Source organism: Klebsiella sp. K4, from assembly GCF_014596785.2.
Lineage (GTDB): Bacteria > Pseudomonadota > Gammaproteobacteria > Enterobacterales > Enterobacteriaceae > Klebsiella > Klebsiella pneumoniae.
Genome location: NZ_CP115021.1, coordinates 406,609 through 422,392, shown reverse-complemented (window position 1 = coordinate 422,392; position 15,784 = coordinate 406,609). Strand labels below are relative to the sequence as shown.

At 57.5% G+C, this 15,784-nt stretch carries 18 protein-coding genes; 7 read left to right on the top strand and 11 right to left on the bottom strand.

What is annotated here, in order from left to right; translation table 11 throughout:
- Positions 1 to 93: 93 nt before the first annotated feature.
- The 5 genes from tusB to fkpA form a co-directional block, all read right to left on the bottom strand.
- On the bottom strand, positions 94 to 381 hold the full coding sequence (tusB, locus tag IB144_RS01960) for a sulfurtransferase complex subunit TusB (RefSeq protein WP_002920119.1): 288 nt from the start codon (positions 379 to 381) through the stop codon (positions 94 to 96).
- Between the two features lie 7 nt (positions 382 to 388).
- Positions 389 to 748 (bottom strand): sulfurtransferase complex subunit TusC, encoded by a 360-nt coding sequence (tusC, locus tag IB144_RS01955; protein WP_004174061.1) that lies wholly within the window; start codon positions 746 to 748, stop codon positions 389 to 391.
- A complete protein-coding gene (gene tusD / locus IB144_RS01950) occupies positions 748 to 1,134 on the bottom strand; it encodes a sulfurtransferase complex subunit TusD (RefSeq protein ID WP_002920128.1) in 387 nt (128 codons plus the stop codon). Before tusD ends, tusC begins: the two co-directional genes overlap by 1 nt.
- Positions 1,134 to 1,856, bottom strand: coding sequence for a transcriptional regulator (locus IB144_RS01945; RefSeq protein WP_002920130.1), 723 nt, complete (start codon positions 1,854 to 1,856; stop codon positions 1,134 to 1,136). The genes tusD and IB144_RS01945 overlap by 1 nt, the downstream gene beginning before the upstream one ends.
- 168 nt (positions 1,857 to 2,024) lie before the next feature.
- Positions 2,025 to 2,855 (bottom strand): FKBP-type peptidyl-prolyl cis-trans isomerase, encoded by an 831-nt coding sequence (gene fkpA, locus IB144_RS01940; protein ID WP_004185922.1) that lies wholly within the window; start codon positions 2,853 to 2,855, stop codon positions 2,025 to 2,027.
- Between the two features lie 222 nt (positions 2,856 to 3,077).
- On the opposite strand from fkpA, the gene IB144_RS01935 reads away from it, so the two are divergent.
- Entirely contained in the window at positions 3,078 to 3,296 is a 219-nt protein-coding gene (locus IB144_RS01935) for a protein SlyX (protein ID WP_002920136.1), read from the top strand.
- Between the two features lie 58 nt (positions 3,297 to 3,354).
- Here IB144_RS01935 and slyD read toward each other — a convergent pair whose 3' ends face one another.
- From slyD to kefG, 4 genes are all read right to left on the bottom strand, one after another.
- A complete protein-coding gene (gene slyD / locus IB144_RS01930) occupies positions 3,355 to 3,942 on the bottom strand; it encodes a peptidylprolyl isomerase (RefSeq protein ID WP_002920140.1) in 588 nt (195 codons plus the stop codon).
- A 93-nt stretch (positions 3,943 to 4,035) separates the two neighbouring features.
- Entirely contained in the window at positions 4,036 to 4,236 is a 201-nt protein-coding gene (locus IB144_RS01925) for a YheV family putative zinc ribbon protein (RefSeq protein WP_002920143.1), read from the bottom strand.
- 11 nt (positions 4,237 to 4,247) lie between these two features.
- Entirely contained in the window at positions 4,248 to 6,053 is a 1,806-nt protein-coding gene (gene kefB, locus IB144_RS01920; protein ID WP_004150031.1) for a glutathione-regulated potassium-efflux system protein KefB, read from the bottom strand.
- Positions 6,040 to 6,603 carry a glutathione-regulated potassium-efflux system ancillary protein KefG gene (gene kefG / locus IB144_RS01915; protein WP_004151401.1) on the bottom strand — a complete coding sequence of 188 codons (564 nt, stop codon included), beginning with the start codon at positions 6,601 to 6,603 and terminating at the stop codon, positions 6,040 to 6,042. The genes kefB and kefG overlap by 14 nt, the downstream gene beginning before the upstream one ends.
- A gap of 173 nt (positions 6,604 to 6,776) precedes the next feature.
- On the opposite strand from kefG, the gene IB144_RS01910 reads away from it, so the two are divergent.
- The 4 genes from IB144_RS01910 (at position 6,777) to IB144_RS01895 (ending at position 11,028) form a co-directional block, all read left to right on the top strand.
- Positions 6,777 to 8,681: an ABC transporter ATP-binding protein gene (locus tag IB144_RS01910; protein WP_016532008.1), complete on the top strand. Its 1,905-nt coding sequence runs from the start codon at positions 6,777 to 6,779 to the stop codon at positions 8,679 to 8,681.
- A 266-nt stretch (positions 8,682 to 8,947) separates the two neighbouring features.
- Positions 8,948 to 9,907, top strand: a complete 960-nt coding sequence (locus IB144_RS01905; RefSeq protein WP_173016171.1) for a hydrolase — start codon at positions 8,948 to 8,950, stop codon at positions 9,905 to 9,907.
- Positions 9,904 to 10,122, top strand: coding sequence for a YheU family protein (locus tag IB144_RS01900; RefSeq protein ID WP_002920151.1), 219 nt, complete (start codon positions 9,904 to 9,906; stop codon positions 10,120 to 10,122). The genes IB144_RS01905 and IB144_RS01900 overlap by 4 nt, the downstream gene beginning before the upstream one ends.
- A gap of 36 nt (positions 10,123 to 10,158) precedes the next feature.
- Positions 10,159 to 11,028, top strand: coding sequence for a phosphoribulokinase (locus IB144_RS01895; protein WP_002920153.1), 870 nt, complete (start codon positions 10,159 to 10,161; stop codon positions 11,026 to 11,028).
- A gap of 54 nt (positions 11,029 to 11,082) precedes the next feature.
- Here the strand turns inward: IB144_RS01895 and IB144_RS01890 are convergent, their stop codons facing one another.
- Positions 11,083 to 11,487, bottom strand: a complete 405-nt coding sequence (locus tag IB144_RS01890; protein WP_002920158.1) for an OsmC family protein — start codon at positions 11,485 to 11,487, stop codon at positions 11,083 to 11,085.
- Positions 11,488 to 11,793: 306 nt separating this feature from the next.
- Here IB144_RS01890 and crp point away from each other — a divergent pair, with 306 nt between their 5' ends.
- Together crp and IB144_RS01880 are read left to right on the top strand one after the other, a co-directional pair.
- Complete coding sequence (gene crp, locus IB144_RS01885; RefSeq protein WP_000242758.1) at positions 11,794 to 12,426, top strand: cAMP-activated global transcriptional regulator CRP; 633 nt, start codon at positions 11,794 to 11,796, stop codon at positions 12,424 to 12,426.
- A 51-nt stretch (positions 12,427 to 12,477) separates the two neighbouring features.
- Positions 12,478 to 14,556, top strand: coding sequence for a YccS/YhfK family putative transporter (locus IB144_RS01880; RefSeq protein ID WP_065888632.1), 2,079 nt, complete (start codon positions 12,478 to 12,480; stop codon positions 14,554 to 14,556).
- Here IB144_RS01880 and IB144_RS01875 read toward each other — a convergent pair.
- Positions 14,546 to 15,766: an aspartate aminotransferase family protein gene (locus IB144_RS01875; RefSeq protein WP_002920226.1), complete on the bottom strand. Its 1,221-nt coding sequence runs from the start codon at positions 15,764 to 15,766 to the stop codon at positions 14,546 to 14,548. The two genes, IB144_RS01880 and IB144_RS01875, sit on opposite strands and share 11 nt — an antisense overlap.
- Positions 15,767 to 15,784 lie beyond the last annotated feature (18 nt).

Below are 15,784 nucleotides of genomic sequence, written 5' to 3'. Positions count from 1 at the left end.
TAAACACGTAATAAATCGCCTCATATATTATGAGGACGCAGAATTTTAGGGCGGTGCCGAAAAGGTGTCAAGAAATATACAACGATCCCGCCATCACCAGGCCAACTGACCGGCATGTTTGACTGTGAGTCTGACGAAATCAGTATAGCTAACCCTGCCGACACTGTCCGCAATTTGACCAGCCAGCCCGCGGGCGTCAACGTCGTCTTGCAGCACGTATAGGGTTATGGGGGCGGATTGCAGGATCTCAAGGAAGCGACCATCGGCGATGGCCGCGGTGACGCCGTCAGACAGTAGTACCAGATCGTCGCCGTGCTCCATCAAACGAAGCATCGCTGCGATGTCGGCATGCCAGGGGGAAACACTGAGCGTATGGAGCATGGGGGCCTCAGAAACGCAAAATCACATCAAATTCATGCAGACGGGCGCGCAGGGCATCCGGCGCCAGGCATTCGACATCCACCACCCACGGGGTCGCGGGATCCAGGCCGCGCTCTCGCGCTGAGTCGGCGCACAGCCAGCACTGGTCGATATCATATAGCGACAGCAATTTAAAGGTAGCGATGTAGTCGCGGGCAAGCACAGCGCCAGGCCGCTGTTCGGGTAACAGCTGAAACACGCCGTCGCCCACAAAAAACACGCCAATATCGTCGGTGAGCGCGGAGGTTGCTAATAAGGCATCGAGGCCTTCCCTGCCAGCGGCGCTGCCGTGCGGCGCAGAGGAAAATACAAAAGCCACACGTTTCATCAGAACTGCACCATCCGATCGCAAGTAAGCGCCGCTTCCGCTAGCGCGCCGAGCCCGCTCAAGGTAAAACCCGGCTGCAAATTGTGGCCAGGCAGAGCGAGCTGTTGCGCTTCGCGTTCGTCCGTTACGCCACGACGCAGGGCGGCCGCCACGCAGATATGCAGCGCGACGCCGTGCTCATCGTGGAGGGATTGCCACCCGCGCACCAGATCGAACTCATCGCTGGCGGGCGCCGTCAACTGGTTAGCGTTAAGCACGCCTTCGCGATAGAAAAAAACGCACGCCAGCTCATGGCCTTCCTGCAGCACGGCCTGGGCAAATTGCCAGGCGCTGCTCGCCTGCTGCGTGCCATAGGCTGGGCCGGTCACCGTGAGGGCAAAACGCATTACTTATCCAGCCCCTGAAAATCGCCGCTTTTGAACTGGCGAATATAGAGGTAGACGGTGTGCTTGGAGATGTTCAGACGATCGGCTACCTGGTTAATAGCGTCTTTAATATCGAAGATCCCTTTCTCGTAGAGATTCAGCACGATTTGACGGTTTTTCGCATTGTTAGACACGCTGCGATCGGCATTCACCTCTTCGATGGTGAACTCCAGCGTCTGGGCGACCAGATCGTCTACCGAAGAAGCAAAGTTCACCGGCGAGTTCACTTCAGGCGTTTCTGGCGGAATAAAGGTGCTCATGATCTGGGAAAACGGCACATCCAGATTCATGTTGATACACAGCAGACCAATCACCCGGTGATCGCGGTTGCGAATGGCAATCGTCACCGACTTCATCAGTACGCCGCTTTTAGCACGGGTAAAGTAGCATTTGGAAACGCTGCTATCGGCGCCCGTCATATCGTGCAGCATGCGCAGCGCAAGATCGGTAATCGGTGAACCAATTTGGCGGCCGGTATGTTCACCATTGGCGATACGGATGGCAGAGCATTTCAGATCCTGCAAAGAATGCAGCACGATTTCACAGTGCGAACCGATGAGCATCGCCAACCCGTCCACTACCGCTTCATAAGATTTGAGAATATCGAAATCGGTCTGGTCAAAGGGACGTTGATCCAGCAGGTCAAGCTCGCTGGTTTCATTGGTTAAAAGCGACCTGGACATGAAAAAAAGCACTCCTTTTCAGGAGCCTGTCGTTATTGTCAGGGCAGGCTCATCATCATTATTAAGCTATCTAAAGTAATACAGCGCCTGAGGATCTTTCCAGTTTTAATTATATCTGCGCTCAATAAAAAAGCCGCCGCCTCTGACGAGACGGCGGCCTGAACCTGATTACTTCTTAGCGTCAGCTTTCGCGTCCGCGGCTTTCGCATCGCCTGCGGCTTCCGGCTGTGCATCTGCCTTCGGCGCCGGTTTGATATCCAGCAGTTCTACATCAAAGACCAGCGTAGAGTTGGCCGGGATGCCCGGGACGCCAGTTTTACCGTAGGCCAGGTCCGGCGGAATAACCAGCTTGATTTTGCCGCCTTTCTTGATGTTCTTCAGGCCTTCAGTCCAGCCCGGGATCACGCCGTCGAGACGGAAAGAGAGCGGCTCGCCGCGAGTATAAGAGTTATCAAACTCTTTACCGTCGATCAGGGTACCTTTGTAGTTTACCACCACGGTATCGCTGTCTTTCGGCGCATCGCCAGCGCCTTCTTTCTCGACTTTATACAGCAGGCCAGTTTTTGAGGTTTTCACGCCCTTCTCTTTGGCAAAGTTGTCACGGAAAGCTTTGCCTTTGGCTTCGTTCTCAGTGGCGTCTTTTTCCATTTTCTGCTGAGCCGCGGTCTTCACGCGCGTTTCAAAGGCCTGCAGAGTCTGTTCGATCTCCTGGTCGGACAGTTTGCTCTTATCGGCAAACGCGTCCTGTACGCCGGCGATCAGCTGGGCTTTATCCAGCTTAATGCCCAGCTTCTCTTGTTCTTTCAGGGAGTTTTCCATGTAACGCCCCAGGGACGCGCCCAGCGCATAGGCCGATTTCTGATCGTCATTTTTAAATGCCGATTTACTCTCAGCCGCCGGGGCTGCCTTCGTTGCCGTATCTGCAGCGAAGGTCAGCGGTGCATTCAGGGCGACGGCCATTGTGGCCGCCAGCAGCGTTACTTTAAACAGTGATTTCATCCATTTCTCCAGGGCCGGGGCCTCTCGCCCCAGGGTTATCGTAAAAAGCAAAAAACGTACTATAGAACGTTGCCGTTAAAATCTACATACGGACGTTCCTGAATATCGCCTCTTTTAGGACTATTTTTGTATGAATAAGTTTCCTGTACGGCGCAGCGATGCTGCGCGCCAGGGGAAACTTAAGTAGAATCCGCCCGCAGGATCAGACTAAAGAGGTTACCCATGCACGATAGCACATTAGAAACGCGCCTTGCGGAGCTGGAAAGCCGGCTGGCGTTTCAGGAAATCACCATCGAAGACCTCAACAAAACCGTGACCGCCCACGAGATCGAGATGGCGAAGATGCGGGAGCATATGCGTCTGATGATCGAGAAGCTGAAGGCGACCCAACCCTCCCATATCGCCTCCCAGGCGGAAGAAACGCCACCGCCGCACTATTGAGGCGTAAAAAAAGCGGGTTTCCCCGCTTTTTTGTCGTCTTCGTGCCGAAGCGCAAAGATTAGTGGCAGCCGCAGCCACCGTGGCCGCCGCAGCCGCCTTTACCATGGTCGTGACCATGATCGTGGCCGTGGCCGCCGCAGCAACCGTCATGACCATGGTCATGATCGTGATCGTGGCCATGCGCGCCGTGCACGTGACCGTGCTCCAGCTCTTCCGCAGTCGCTTCGCGGATGGCGACGACTTCCACATTAAACTTCAGGTTCTGGCCAGCCAGCATGTGGTTGCCATCAACCACAACGTGGTCGTCTTCAACTTCAGTGATTTCTACTGGTACCGGACCCTGATCGGTTTCCGCCAGGAAGCGCATGCCAACCTGCAGTTCATCAACGCCCATGAAGACGTCTTTCGGTACACGCTGCACCAGGTTTTCGTCATACTGACCGTAAGCGTCGTTAGCGCCGACGGCAACGTCAAATTTGTCGCCCACTTCGTGGCCATCCAGCGCGTTTTCCAGGCCGGAAATCAGGGAGCCGTGACCGTGCAGGTAATCCAGCGGCGCGCTTACCGGAGACTCATCAACCAACACACCGTCTTCTGTACGTACCTGATAGGCCAGGCTGACCACCAGGTCTTTTGCTACTTTCATGATATCTCCTGAGATGGGAAGAATAGTGGCGCAGATTGTAGCGGAATTCTGCTGCCGTGTACCCTTTAGCTTAAAAAAAGCCGACGGATAACGCTAGTCGGGATGAAAAATGCCAATCACCTGCTCCTCTTTGCGTACATGCTCACGGGCCTCTTTATCTGCCTCACGCATCTGATGACCGCACTTAACGCACTCAACAACATCGACATTATTCTCACGCCACATTGCCAGCGAATCCTGCGCCTGGCACGCCGGACATTTCGCCCCGGCAATAAAACGTTTACGCACTGCCATAAGATTTACCTTTATTCAAACTCGTCCCAGCCGTCCAGCTGCCGGCTCTCTTTCTGCATTTCGCGCTGGAAAATCTCTTCCAGTTCGCGCCGGGCCTCCCGCACGCGTGATATCTGTACCGTATCAGTATGCACTGGCATTAGCTCGCGCAGCATTCGCATATCGAGGCGTCGGAAGTGCAGCTGCGCGCGCTGGGCCTGGTGAGGATGCATCCCGAGGGTGATGAGCGCTTTGCGCCCCAGCTCCAACGCACTGGAGAAAGTTTCACGAGAAAACTGCGTCACGCCGGCCTGCAGCAGCTCATGCGCCTCAACGCGCCCGCGTGCGCGGGCCAGAATATGCAGATGTGGAAAGTGTTGTTGACACATTTCCACCAGCCGCATGGTATCTTCTGGCTCATTACAGGTGATGACGATCGACTGCGCCTCTTCCGCTCCCGCCGAGCGCAGCAGCTCCAGCTGGGTGGCATCGCCAAAATAGACTTTATAGCCATAGTTGCGCATCAGATTTACCGCGCTGATGTCCCGCTCCAGTACCGTAATACGCATCTTATTGGCCATCAGCAGGCGACCAATGACCTGACCAAAGCGACCAAACCCGACAATAATCACCTGTGGCTTGTCATCCTCTACCCACGGCGCCTCACCGGTATCGTCCGCCGGATTCAGCCGTCGCGACAATAGCTTATCTATCCCCTTCATCAGCAGCGGCGTCGTCATCATCGACAACGTTACCGCCACCAGTAGCAGCGCCATCTGGTCGTGCTGAAACAACCGCTGAGAGGCGGGCAGCGAAAAGAGGACAAACGCGAACTCGCCGCCCTGGCTTAATACGCCCGCGAACTGCATCCGCTCGGAACTTCGCAGGCCATAGAGACGGGCCAGCAGATAGAGCACCAGCATTTTTACCGCCACCAGCACCGCCACGCTCACCGCCACCCACAGCAGATGGGTATACAGTACGCCAAGGTTCAGCGCCATGCCGACGGAAATAAAGAACAACCCGAGCAGCAGCCCCTTGAACGGATCGATAGCGATCTCCAGTTCGTGGCGATACTCACTTTCCGCCAGCAGCACGCCGGCAATAAAGGTGCCCAGCGCCATCGACAGCCCCAGCGCCTCCATAAACAGGGCAGATCCGAGGACCAACAGCAGCGTGGCGGCAGTGAACACCTCCCTGACCCCCGAGCTGGCGATAAAACGGAACACCGGCCGCAACAGATAGCGTCCGCCAATCAGCATCCCGGCAAAGGCCAGGACCTTCATGCCGACCGTCAACCAGTTCACATGCTCATCCGCTGAACCGGCCAGCAGGGGCACCAGCGCCAGCGCCGGGATCACCGCCAGATCCTGAAACAGCAGCACCGAAAAGCCTAGCTGTCCCGCTTCGCTGCGGCTCATTCCCTTCTCACGCATCAGCTGCAGCGCCATGGCGGTGGAAGACATCGCCAGGCCGATCCCGCCGACCACCGCCGCCTGCCATGAAAACCCGGTCGTCATCAGCAACCCACCGAGGATCGCCGCGCTGAGCATCACCTGCGCCGCGCCAACGCCGAAGATGGAGCTCCGCAGTCGCCATAGCTTGGCGGGATTGAGCTCCAGGCCGATGATAAACATCAGAAACACTACGCCGAGCTCAGAGAAATGGAGAATTTCATCCACATCGCTGATAAACCCGAGCCCCCACGGACCAATGGCGATCCCGGCCAGCAGATAGCCCAGCACCGCGCCAATCCCCAGTCTTGAAGCCAGAGGGACGGCGATGACGGCCGCGAACAAAAACAACACCCCCGCCAGCAGCAAATCAGATCCCGCCATGGACACCTCCGGCGGCGATGGGGTTGGCCAACCAGTCCCGGTAGGCCAGGGCGCGGCTGCGCAGCTCCTCTGGCTGCTGCCTCCGGGCCCAGTAGACGATAATGGGGCTCATCCAGTGCATACGGCACATGCCGGCGGTCAGTTCAAAAGGACGTAAAATATCGTTCATCGGATAGCGATTAGCATCGCGACGGTAGGCGCTCTCAGGCTCGCCGGTAGTGATCACGCTGCGCCAGTACTTTCCCGCCAGTTCGTTCCCTCCGGCGCCGCTGGCGAAGCCGCGGCTTAACACACGATCCAGCCACTCCTTGAGCAGCGCCGGACAGCTCCAGGTATATAAAGGGTGCTGGAAAACAATCACCTCATGCTGGCGCAGCAGGTCCTGTTCGTAAGCAATATCGATAAAAAAATCCGGATAGTGCGCGTAGAGATCGTGCACGGTGACGTTCGGCAACTGTAAGGCCGGCTCTAATAAAACCCGGTTGGCCACGGAATCCTGAGATTCTGGGTGGGCATACAGCAGCAACACTTTCGCTGTCTGAGACATCATTCCCCTCCCGTAGGTCTTCTGGCGGCCTTCACAGCCCCGGCGTTTTGACACAGCCAGAATGACTTTGTGTATCGTCTTCGTTTTGGGCTACCATGGCGGCCCGGTGAAGCGATTCGCTTCCACACTACATTATCATAATGACAAATTAACATAGTCTGAACATACGGCGCCTTATGATTGTTTTCTCCTCGTTACAAATTCGTCGCGGCGTACGCGTCCTGCTGGACAACGCCACCGCTACCATCAATCCTGGCCAAAAGGTCGGTCTGGTGGGGAAAAACGGCTGCGGGAAATCGACGCTGCTATCGCTTTTGAAAAACGAGATAAGCGCTGACGGCGGCAGTATGACCTTTCCCGGCAACTGGCAGCTGGCCTGGGTGAATCAGGAAACCCCGGCGCTACCGCAGCCGGCAATCGATTATGTCATTGACGGCGATCGAGAGTATCGCCAGCTGGAGGCCGCGCTCCAGCTGGCTAACGAACGCAACGACGGTCATGCTATCGCCACCGTCCACGGTAAGCTGGACGCCATCGACGCCTGGACGATCCGTTCGCGCGCCGCCAGCCTGCTGCACGGTCTGGGGTTCAGCAATGAACAGCTTGAGCGGCCGGTCAGCGATTTTTCCGGCGGCTGGCGTATGCGCCTTAACCTCGCCCAGGCGCTGATCTGCCGCTCCGATCTGCTGCTGCTCGATGAACCGACTAACCACCTCGATCTCGATGCGGTGATCTGGCTGGAGAAGTGGCTGAAGGGCTATACGGGAACGCTGATCCTCATCTCCCACGATCGCGATTTTCTCGATCCTATCGTCGACAAAATTATCCATATCGAACAGCAGACAATGTTTGAGTACACCGGCAACTACAGTTCGTTTGAAGTGCAGCGCGCCACCCGCCTCGCTCAGCAGCAGGCGATGTACGAAAGCCAGCAGCAGCGCGTCGCGCACCTGCAAAGCTATATCGATCGCTTCCGTGCCAAAGCCACCAAGGCCAAGCAGGCGCAAAGCCGGATCAAAATGCTGGAGCGGATGGAGCTTATCGCTCCGGCGCACGTGGATAACCCGTTCCACTTCAGCTTCCGCCAGCCGGAGAGCTTGCCTAACCCGCTGCTGAAGATGGAGAAAGTCAGCGCCGGCTACGGCGAGCGTATTATTCTCGACTCCATCAAGCTTAACCTGGTGCCGGGCTCGCGTATCGGCCTGCTGGGCCGCAACGGCGCCGGGAAGTCGACGCTGATTAAGCTCCTGGCAGGCGAGCTCCAGCCCGTAAGCGGCGAGATCGGCCTCGCGAAAGGCATCAAGCTCGGCTACTTCGCCCAGCATCAGCTGGAATTCCTGCGCGCCGATGAGTCGCCGCTGCAGCACCTGGCGCGTCTGGCGCCGCAGGAGCTGGAGCAGAAGCTGCGTGATTATCTCGGCGGCTTTGGTTTCCAGGGCGATAAGGTGAGCGAAGAAACCCGCCGCTTCTCCGGTGGAGAAAAGGCGCGCCTGGTACTGGCCCTGATCGTCTGGCAGCGCCCTAACCTGCTGCTGCTCGATGAACCGACCAACCACCTTGACCTCGATATGCGTCAGGCCTTAACCGAAGCGCTGATCGACTTTGAAGGGGCGCTGGTGGTCGTATCGCACGATCGGCACCTGATCCGTTCCACCACTGACGATCTGTACCTCGTCCACGATGGTAAAGTCGAGCCGTTCGACGGCGATCTGGAAGATTATCAGCAGTGGCTCAGCGACTCGCAAAAACAGGAGTCCCAGAGCGGCGAGGCGCCAAAAGAGAGCGGCAATAGCGCCCAGGCGCGCAAAGACCAGAAGCGTCGGGAAGCGGAGCTGCGCAGCCAGACCCAACCGCTGCGCAAAGAGATCGCCCGTCTGGAAAAAGAGATGGACAAGCTCAACGCGCAGTTGGCCAGTGCGGAAGAAAAACTTGGCGACAGTGAGCTTTATGACGCCTCACGTAAAGCCGAGCTGACCGAATGCCTGCAGCAACAGGCCAGCGCGAAGTCCGGGCTGGAGGAGTGCGAGATGGCCTGGCTGGAGGCCCAGGAGCAGCTGGAGCGCATGCTTCAGGAAGGCTAAACTCTTCCTCTTCATCCTGCCTGCGCGTACGCTGCCGCTGGCAGGGTGGGTTTCTGCCCTCTTCATGGCCTGGCCATCAGCGACATCAATGATTTGTTTTTGCTGTAAGCTGGCGTCACTGGCCGCAAGACCACATATTGGCTAACCCCCTGCATGCCCTGCGCGGTATAGTCATCATCACGTTTATTAATTGTTCTGGTGCTATGGTTGAAATCATCCCCACAGACATGACGCCCCCCGAAAACGATTCGCGTGAGTTCCATCCGATGCGCGGCGTGGGCAATCGTCATCTGCAAACCATGCTGCCGCGGCTGATTCGCCGTAAATTGCGCTTTACCCCGCACTGGCAGCGCCTTGAGCTGCCGGACGGCGATTTTGTCGATCTGGCCTGGAGCGAAGACCCGCACCAGGCGCGCCATAAGCCGCGCCTCGTCGTTTTTCACGGCCTGGAAGGCAGTCTGCACAGCCCGTACGCCCATGGTCTGATCCACGCGGCGATGCAGCGCGGCTGGCTGGGCGTGGTGATGCATTTCCGCGGCTGCAGCGGCGAACCTAACCGCAATCACCGCATCTATCACTCCGGCGAAACGGAAGATGGCACCTGGTTTTTGCACTGGCTGAAGCGCGAGTTTGGTCCCGCGCCGACCGCGGCCGTCGGCTATTCGCTGGGCGGCAATATGCTGGGCTGCCTGCTGGCAGAAGAAGGCGACCGCTGCCCGCTGGATGCGGCGGTGATCGTCTCCGCGCCTTTCATGCTCGAAGCCTGCAGCTATCATATGGATAAGGGCTTCTCGCGGGTTTATCAGCGCTATCTGCTCAATCTGTTAAAAGCCAACGCTTCACGCAAGCTGAAAGCGTACCCGGGCTCGCTGCCCGTCGATTTACGCCAGCTCAAAGGGATGCGCCGCATCCGGGAATTTGACGATATGATCACCGCCAAAATCCATGGCTTTGCCGATGCGCTGGATTATTACCGGCAATGCAGCGCCATGCCGCGGCTCAGCGATATCACTAAGCCGACGCTCATCATTCACGCGAAAGACGATCCGTTTATGGATCACCACTCTATTCCGCCGCAGGAGCAACTGCCCGCGAACGTAGAGTATCAATTGACCGAGCAAGGCGGCCACGTTGGCTTTGTCAGCGGCACTCTGCGTAAACCGGAGATGTGGCTGGAAAGACGCATTCCCGACTGGTTAAACCGCTGGCTGGAGGTTCCCGTATGATTATTCCCTGGCAGGATCTGGATCCCGAAACGCTGGATAACCTGATTGAAAGCTTTGTGTTACGTGAAGGCACCGATTATGGTGAACATGAACGTTCACTTGCCGATAAAGTCGCCGATGTAAAACAGCAGCTGAAACGCGGAGAGGCGGTCCTTGTGTGGTCGGAACTGCATGAGACGGTCAATATTATGCCGCGCGCGCTGTTTAACGGCTAAGGCGACGCCACTACATCGTTTAACCAGGGAGTTGTTATGTCTGCCAAACATCCGGTGATCGCCGTCACGGGCTCCAGCGGCGCGGGCACTACCACCACCAGCCTTGCCTTTCGCAAAATCTTCGCGCAGCTAAACCTGCACGCCGCGGAGGTGGAAGGCGATAGCTTTCATCGCTACACCCGCCCGGAAATGGACATGGCGATCCGTAAGGCGCGGGATCAGGGTAAACATATCAGCTACTTTGGCCCGGAGGCGAACGACTTCGGCCTGCTGGAGCAGACCTTTGTCGACTATGGTCGCCACGGCAAAGGTCAGTCGCGGAAATACCTCCACACCTATGACGAAGCCGTGCCGTGGAATCAGGTGCCGGGGACCTTTACCCCCTGGCAGCCGCTGCCGGAGCCGACAGACGTGCTGTTCTATGAGGGGCTGCACGGCGGGGTTGTCACGCCGCAGCATGATGTCGCCAGCCATGTCGACCTGCTGGTCGGGGTGGTGCCTATCGTTAACCTCGAGTGGATCCAAAAGCTTATTCGCGACACCAGCGAACGCGGCCACTCCCGGGAGGCGGTGATGGACTCGGTCGTCCGCTCGATGGAAGATTACATCAACTTCATTACCCCGCAATTTTCCCGCACCCATATCAACTTTCAGCGCGTGCCGACGGTGGACACCTCCAACCCGTTTGCCGCCAAAGCGATCCCCTCGCTGGACGAGAGCTTTGTGGTGATCCATTTCCGCAATCTGCAGAATATCGATTTCCCCTGGCTGTTGGCGATGCTGCAGGGCTCGTTTATCTCGCACATGAACACCCTGGTGGTACCGGGCGGTAAAATGGGGCTGGCGATGGAGCTTATCATGACGCCGCTGGTCGAGCGCCTGATGGAAGGCCGTAAGATAGGCTAACCAAAAAACCCCGGCCTGGCCGGGGTTGAGATTCGATACAACGGCAGGCGAAGACTACGCCTCGATCACTTCATAGGAGTGAGTGATGTTCACCGCTTTTTCCAGCATCAGCGCCACCGAGCAGTATTTCTCTGCCGACAGGTCCACCGCCCGGGAGACCGCGGCATCTTTCAGCGCCTTGCCGGTGACGATAAAATGCAGATTAATATGCGTGAACAGACGCGGAGCCTCTTCGCGACGCTCGGAGGTCAGCTTCACTTCGCAATTGGTCACGTCGTGACGACCTTTTTGCAGAATGGAGACCACATCGATCGCACTGCAACCGCCCGCCGCCATCAGCACCATCTCCATCGGGCTGGGAGCCTTATCCCCGGAGTTGCCATCCATCAGAATCTGGTGTCCCGATGCGGACTCCCCGATAAAGGTTAACCCTTCTACCCATTTCACACGCGCTTGCATAAAATTTAACTCCAGTATCGCAATATTCCTGTCAGATTACGCGCACATAACAATTCTCGCAACGGAAGGCGACCTGCGTCATGCTGAAGCGAGACACCAGGAGACATGCGGCGAAAGCTATGCTAAAACAGTCTGGATGCTACAGTAATACATTGATGTACTGCATGTATGCAGAGGAGTTCACATTACGGGCTGTCGAAAAATCATCAGCCAGCTTCCCAGGTATAGGGAAACAATACGATTGCATGCCCGGACGCCGTGTAGTGTCGGCGCCCGGAGATAGCTTATAACAGAGGATAACCGCGCATGGTGCTTGGCAAACCGCAAACAGACCCTACCCTTGAATGGTTCTTGTCTCATTGCCACATTCATAAGTACCCATCAAAGAGCACGCTGATCCACCAGGGTGAAAAAGCAGAAACGCTGTACTACATCGTTAAAGGCTCCGTGGCTGTACTCATCAAGGATGAAGAAGGTAAAGAGATGATCCTCTCCTACCTCAACCAGGGCGATTTCATCGGTGAATTAGGCCTGTTTGAAGAGGGTCAGGAGCGTAGCGCCTGGGTACGGGCGAAAACCGCATGTGAAGTGGCCGAAATCTCTTATAAGAAATTCCGTCAGCTGATCCAGGTGAACCCGGACATTCTGATGCGTCTCTCTTCGCAAATGGCTCGCCGTCTGCAGGTCACGTCTGAGAAAGTGGGCAACCTGGCCTTCCTCGACGTGACGGGCCGTATCGCCCAGACGCTGCTGAACCTGGCGAAGCAACCGGATGCCATGACCCACCCGGACGGTATGCAAATTAAAATTACCCGCCAGGAAATTGGTCAGATCGTCGGCTGCTCTCGTGAAACCGTTGGTCGTATTTTGAAAATGCTGGAAGATCAGAACCTGATTTCCGCGCACGGTAAAACCATCGTCGTCTACGGCACCCGTTAAGTTGCTAAGCGGCGTATTGCTCCCGCAGTACGCCGTTTTTGTTTTTCCCTCATGTGGCGCAGGCTGATTTACCACCCGGAAGTCAACTATGCACTGCGGCAAACGCTGGTGCTGTGTCTGCCCGTGGCCATCGGTCTTCTGCTCGGCCATCTCCAGCAGGGGCTGTTATTTTCCTTAGTCCCCGCCTGCTGCAACATTGCCGGTCTTGATACCCCGCATAAGCGCTTTTTCAAACGCCTGATTATCGGCGGCTGCCTGTTTGCCGGATGCAGTCTGGTGGTGCAGTTGCTGCTTGCCCAGGCGATACCCCTGCCGTTTATTCTCAGCGGCCTGGCGCTCTTGCTCGGCGTTACCGCGGAGATCAGTTCGCTGCACGCGCGGCTGCTGCCCGCGTCGCTGATCGCCGCCATCTTTACCCTGAGCCTGGCGGGCAATATGCCCATCTGGGAGCCGCTGCTGATCTACGCCTTCGGCACGCTGTGGTACGGCGTGTTTAACTGGTTCTGGTTCTGGCTGTGGCGCGAACAGCCGCTACGGGAGTCGCTTAGCCTGCTTTACCGGGAGCTGGCGGACTACTGTGAAGCCAAATACAGCCTGCTGACCCAGCATACCGATCCCTCGACCGCCCTGCCGCCGCTGCTCACCCGCCAGCAGAAAGTGGTCGATCTGATTACCCAGTGCTATCAGCAGATGCATATGCTGGCCGCTAACCAACGCAACGATCATAAGCGCCTGCTGCGGGCGTTTCAGATGGGGCTGGATCTGCAGGAGCATATTTCGGTCAGCCTGCATCAGCCGGAAGAGGTGCAAAAGCTGGTGGAACGCAGCCATGCCGAAGCGGTGATCCGCTGGAACGCGCAGACCGTCGCCGCCCGCCTGCGCGTGCTGGCGGATGACATGCTCTATCATCGCTTTCCAAAGCGCTTTCAGATGGATAAACAGATCGAGGCTCTGGAAAAGATCGCCAGACAACATCCGGATAACCCGGTCGGCCACTTCTGCGCCTGGCACTTCAGCCGCATCGCCCGGGTGCTGCATACCCAGCGCCCGCTGTATGCCCGGGACCTGATGGCCGATAAAGAGCGTCGTTTACCGCTATTGCCCGCGCTAAAGAACTACCTGTCGCTAAAATCGCCCGCGCTGCGCAATGCCGCCCGCATCAGCGTGATGATGAGCGTCGCCAGCCTGATGGGCAACGCCCTGCACTTGCCTAAGCCCTACTGGATCCTGATGACGGTGCTTTTCGTCACCCAGAACGGCTATGGCGCCACCCGGGTGCGTATTGTTCACCGGGCGGCGGGGACGCTCGCCGGCCTGACGATCGCCGGGCTGACCTTGCATTTTCACGTTCCGGAGAGCTACACCCTGAGCGGGATGCTGCTGATTACCCTGCTCAGCTATCTGATCATTCGCAAACACTATGGCTGGGCGATGGTTGGGTTTACGGTGACGGCGGTATATACCCTGCAGCTGCTGACGCTTAACGGCGAACAGTTTATTATCGCCCGGCTGATCGACACCCTTATCGGCTGCCTGATTGCCTTCGGCGGGATGGTCTGGCTGTGGCCGCAGTGGCAGAGCGGCCTGCTTAAAAAAAACGCCCACGATGCGCTGGAGGCCGACCAGCAGGCAATTCGCCTGATCCTCAGCGCCGATCCAAAAGCCCCCGCGCTGGCCTATCAACGCATGCGCGTCAACCAGGCGCACAACGCGCTCTACAACTCCCTGAATCAGGCGATGCAGGAACCCGGGTTTAATACCCACTATCTGGAAGATATGAAGCTGTGGGTGACGCACAGCCAGTTTATCGTCGAACACATCAACGCTATGACCACCCTGGCCCGGGAGCATACGATGCTGACCCCGGATCTTGCCCAGCGCTATCTCGAATCCTGTGAGATTGCGCTGCAGCGCTGCCAGCAGCGGCTGGACAGCGATGGTCCCGGCAGCGCAGGGGATGCCAATATTATGGAGTCGCCGGAAAGCGAGGCGCCGATCGGTCCGTTAAGCACCCTGGAGCAGCATCTGCAACGCATTCTGGGCCATCTGAACACCATGCACACCATTTCATCAGTGGCATGGCGTCAGCGGCCGCACCATGGCATCTGGCTGCGGAAGATCAGCCGTTAATCACCTTTGCCACCGCCTGAGCAAAGCGCGCCATCCCCTCGGCAATATCCTGCTCGTCGATGATCAGCGAGGGAACAAAACGCATCACGTCCGGCCCGGCGTTGAGCACCATGACGCCGGCGTCGGCCGCGGCATAGAGGAAATCACGCGCACGGCCTTTGTGCTGCGGCTTGAGTTCCGCGCCGATCAGCAGGCCCATCCCGCGTATATCACTGAACAGATCAAACTCGGCATCCAGCCGCTGCAGGTGTTTGACGAACAGTTCGCGCTTCGCGCTCACGCCATCCAGCACCGCCGGGGTATTGATAAGATCGAAGGCGGCGTTGGCGACCGCGCAGGCCAGCGGGTTGCCGCCGTAGGTTGAGCCATGGGAGCCCGCATGGAAGGCGCTGGCGATCTCGTGGGTGGTCAGCATGGCGCTGACCGGGAAGCCGCCGCCCAGCGCTTTGGCGCTGGTCAGAATATCCGGGGTCACGCCGTAGTGCATATAGGCGAACAGCGATCCGGTACGCCCCATACCACACTGTACTTCATCAAAGACGAGCAGCGCCTGGTGCTGATCGCACAGCTCGCGTAGTCCCTGCAGGAAAGCCGGCGTGGCCGCCGTCACGCCGCCTTCGCCCTGAATCGGCTCCACCACCACCGCGCAGGTGTGGTCATCCATCACCGCTTTTACCGCCTGCAGATCGTTGAAGGGAACATGGACAATATCCGCCGGTTTTGGGCCGAAACCATCGGAATACTTCGGCTGACCGCCGACGGAAACGGTAAACAGGGAGCGGCCATGAAAGGCATTATGGAAGGCGATGATTTTGGTTTTATACGGGCTATGGCGGGTCACCGCATAGTGACGCGCCAGCTTAAAGGCCGTTTCATTGGCTTCGGTGCCGGAGTTCATAAACACCACGCGCTCGGCGAAGGTAGCCTCGACAAGTTTACGTCCCAGACGCAGCGCCGGCTCATTGGTAAAGACGTTGCTGGTGTGCCACAGCGTTTCGCCCTGCTGATGCAGCGCCGCCACCAGCGCCGGATGGCAATGGCCAAGCGCCGTCACCGCGATACCGCCGGCGAAATCGATATACTCTTTCCCCTGCTGATCCCAGACGCGGCTGCCTTTCCCCTTCACCGGGATGAATTCTGCCGGTGCATAAATTGGCAAAATAACTTCATCGAATGTGGCGCGGGTGATTGCCGGTTGTTCAGTTGCCATGTCTTGCCCATCCCTCTT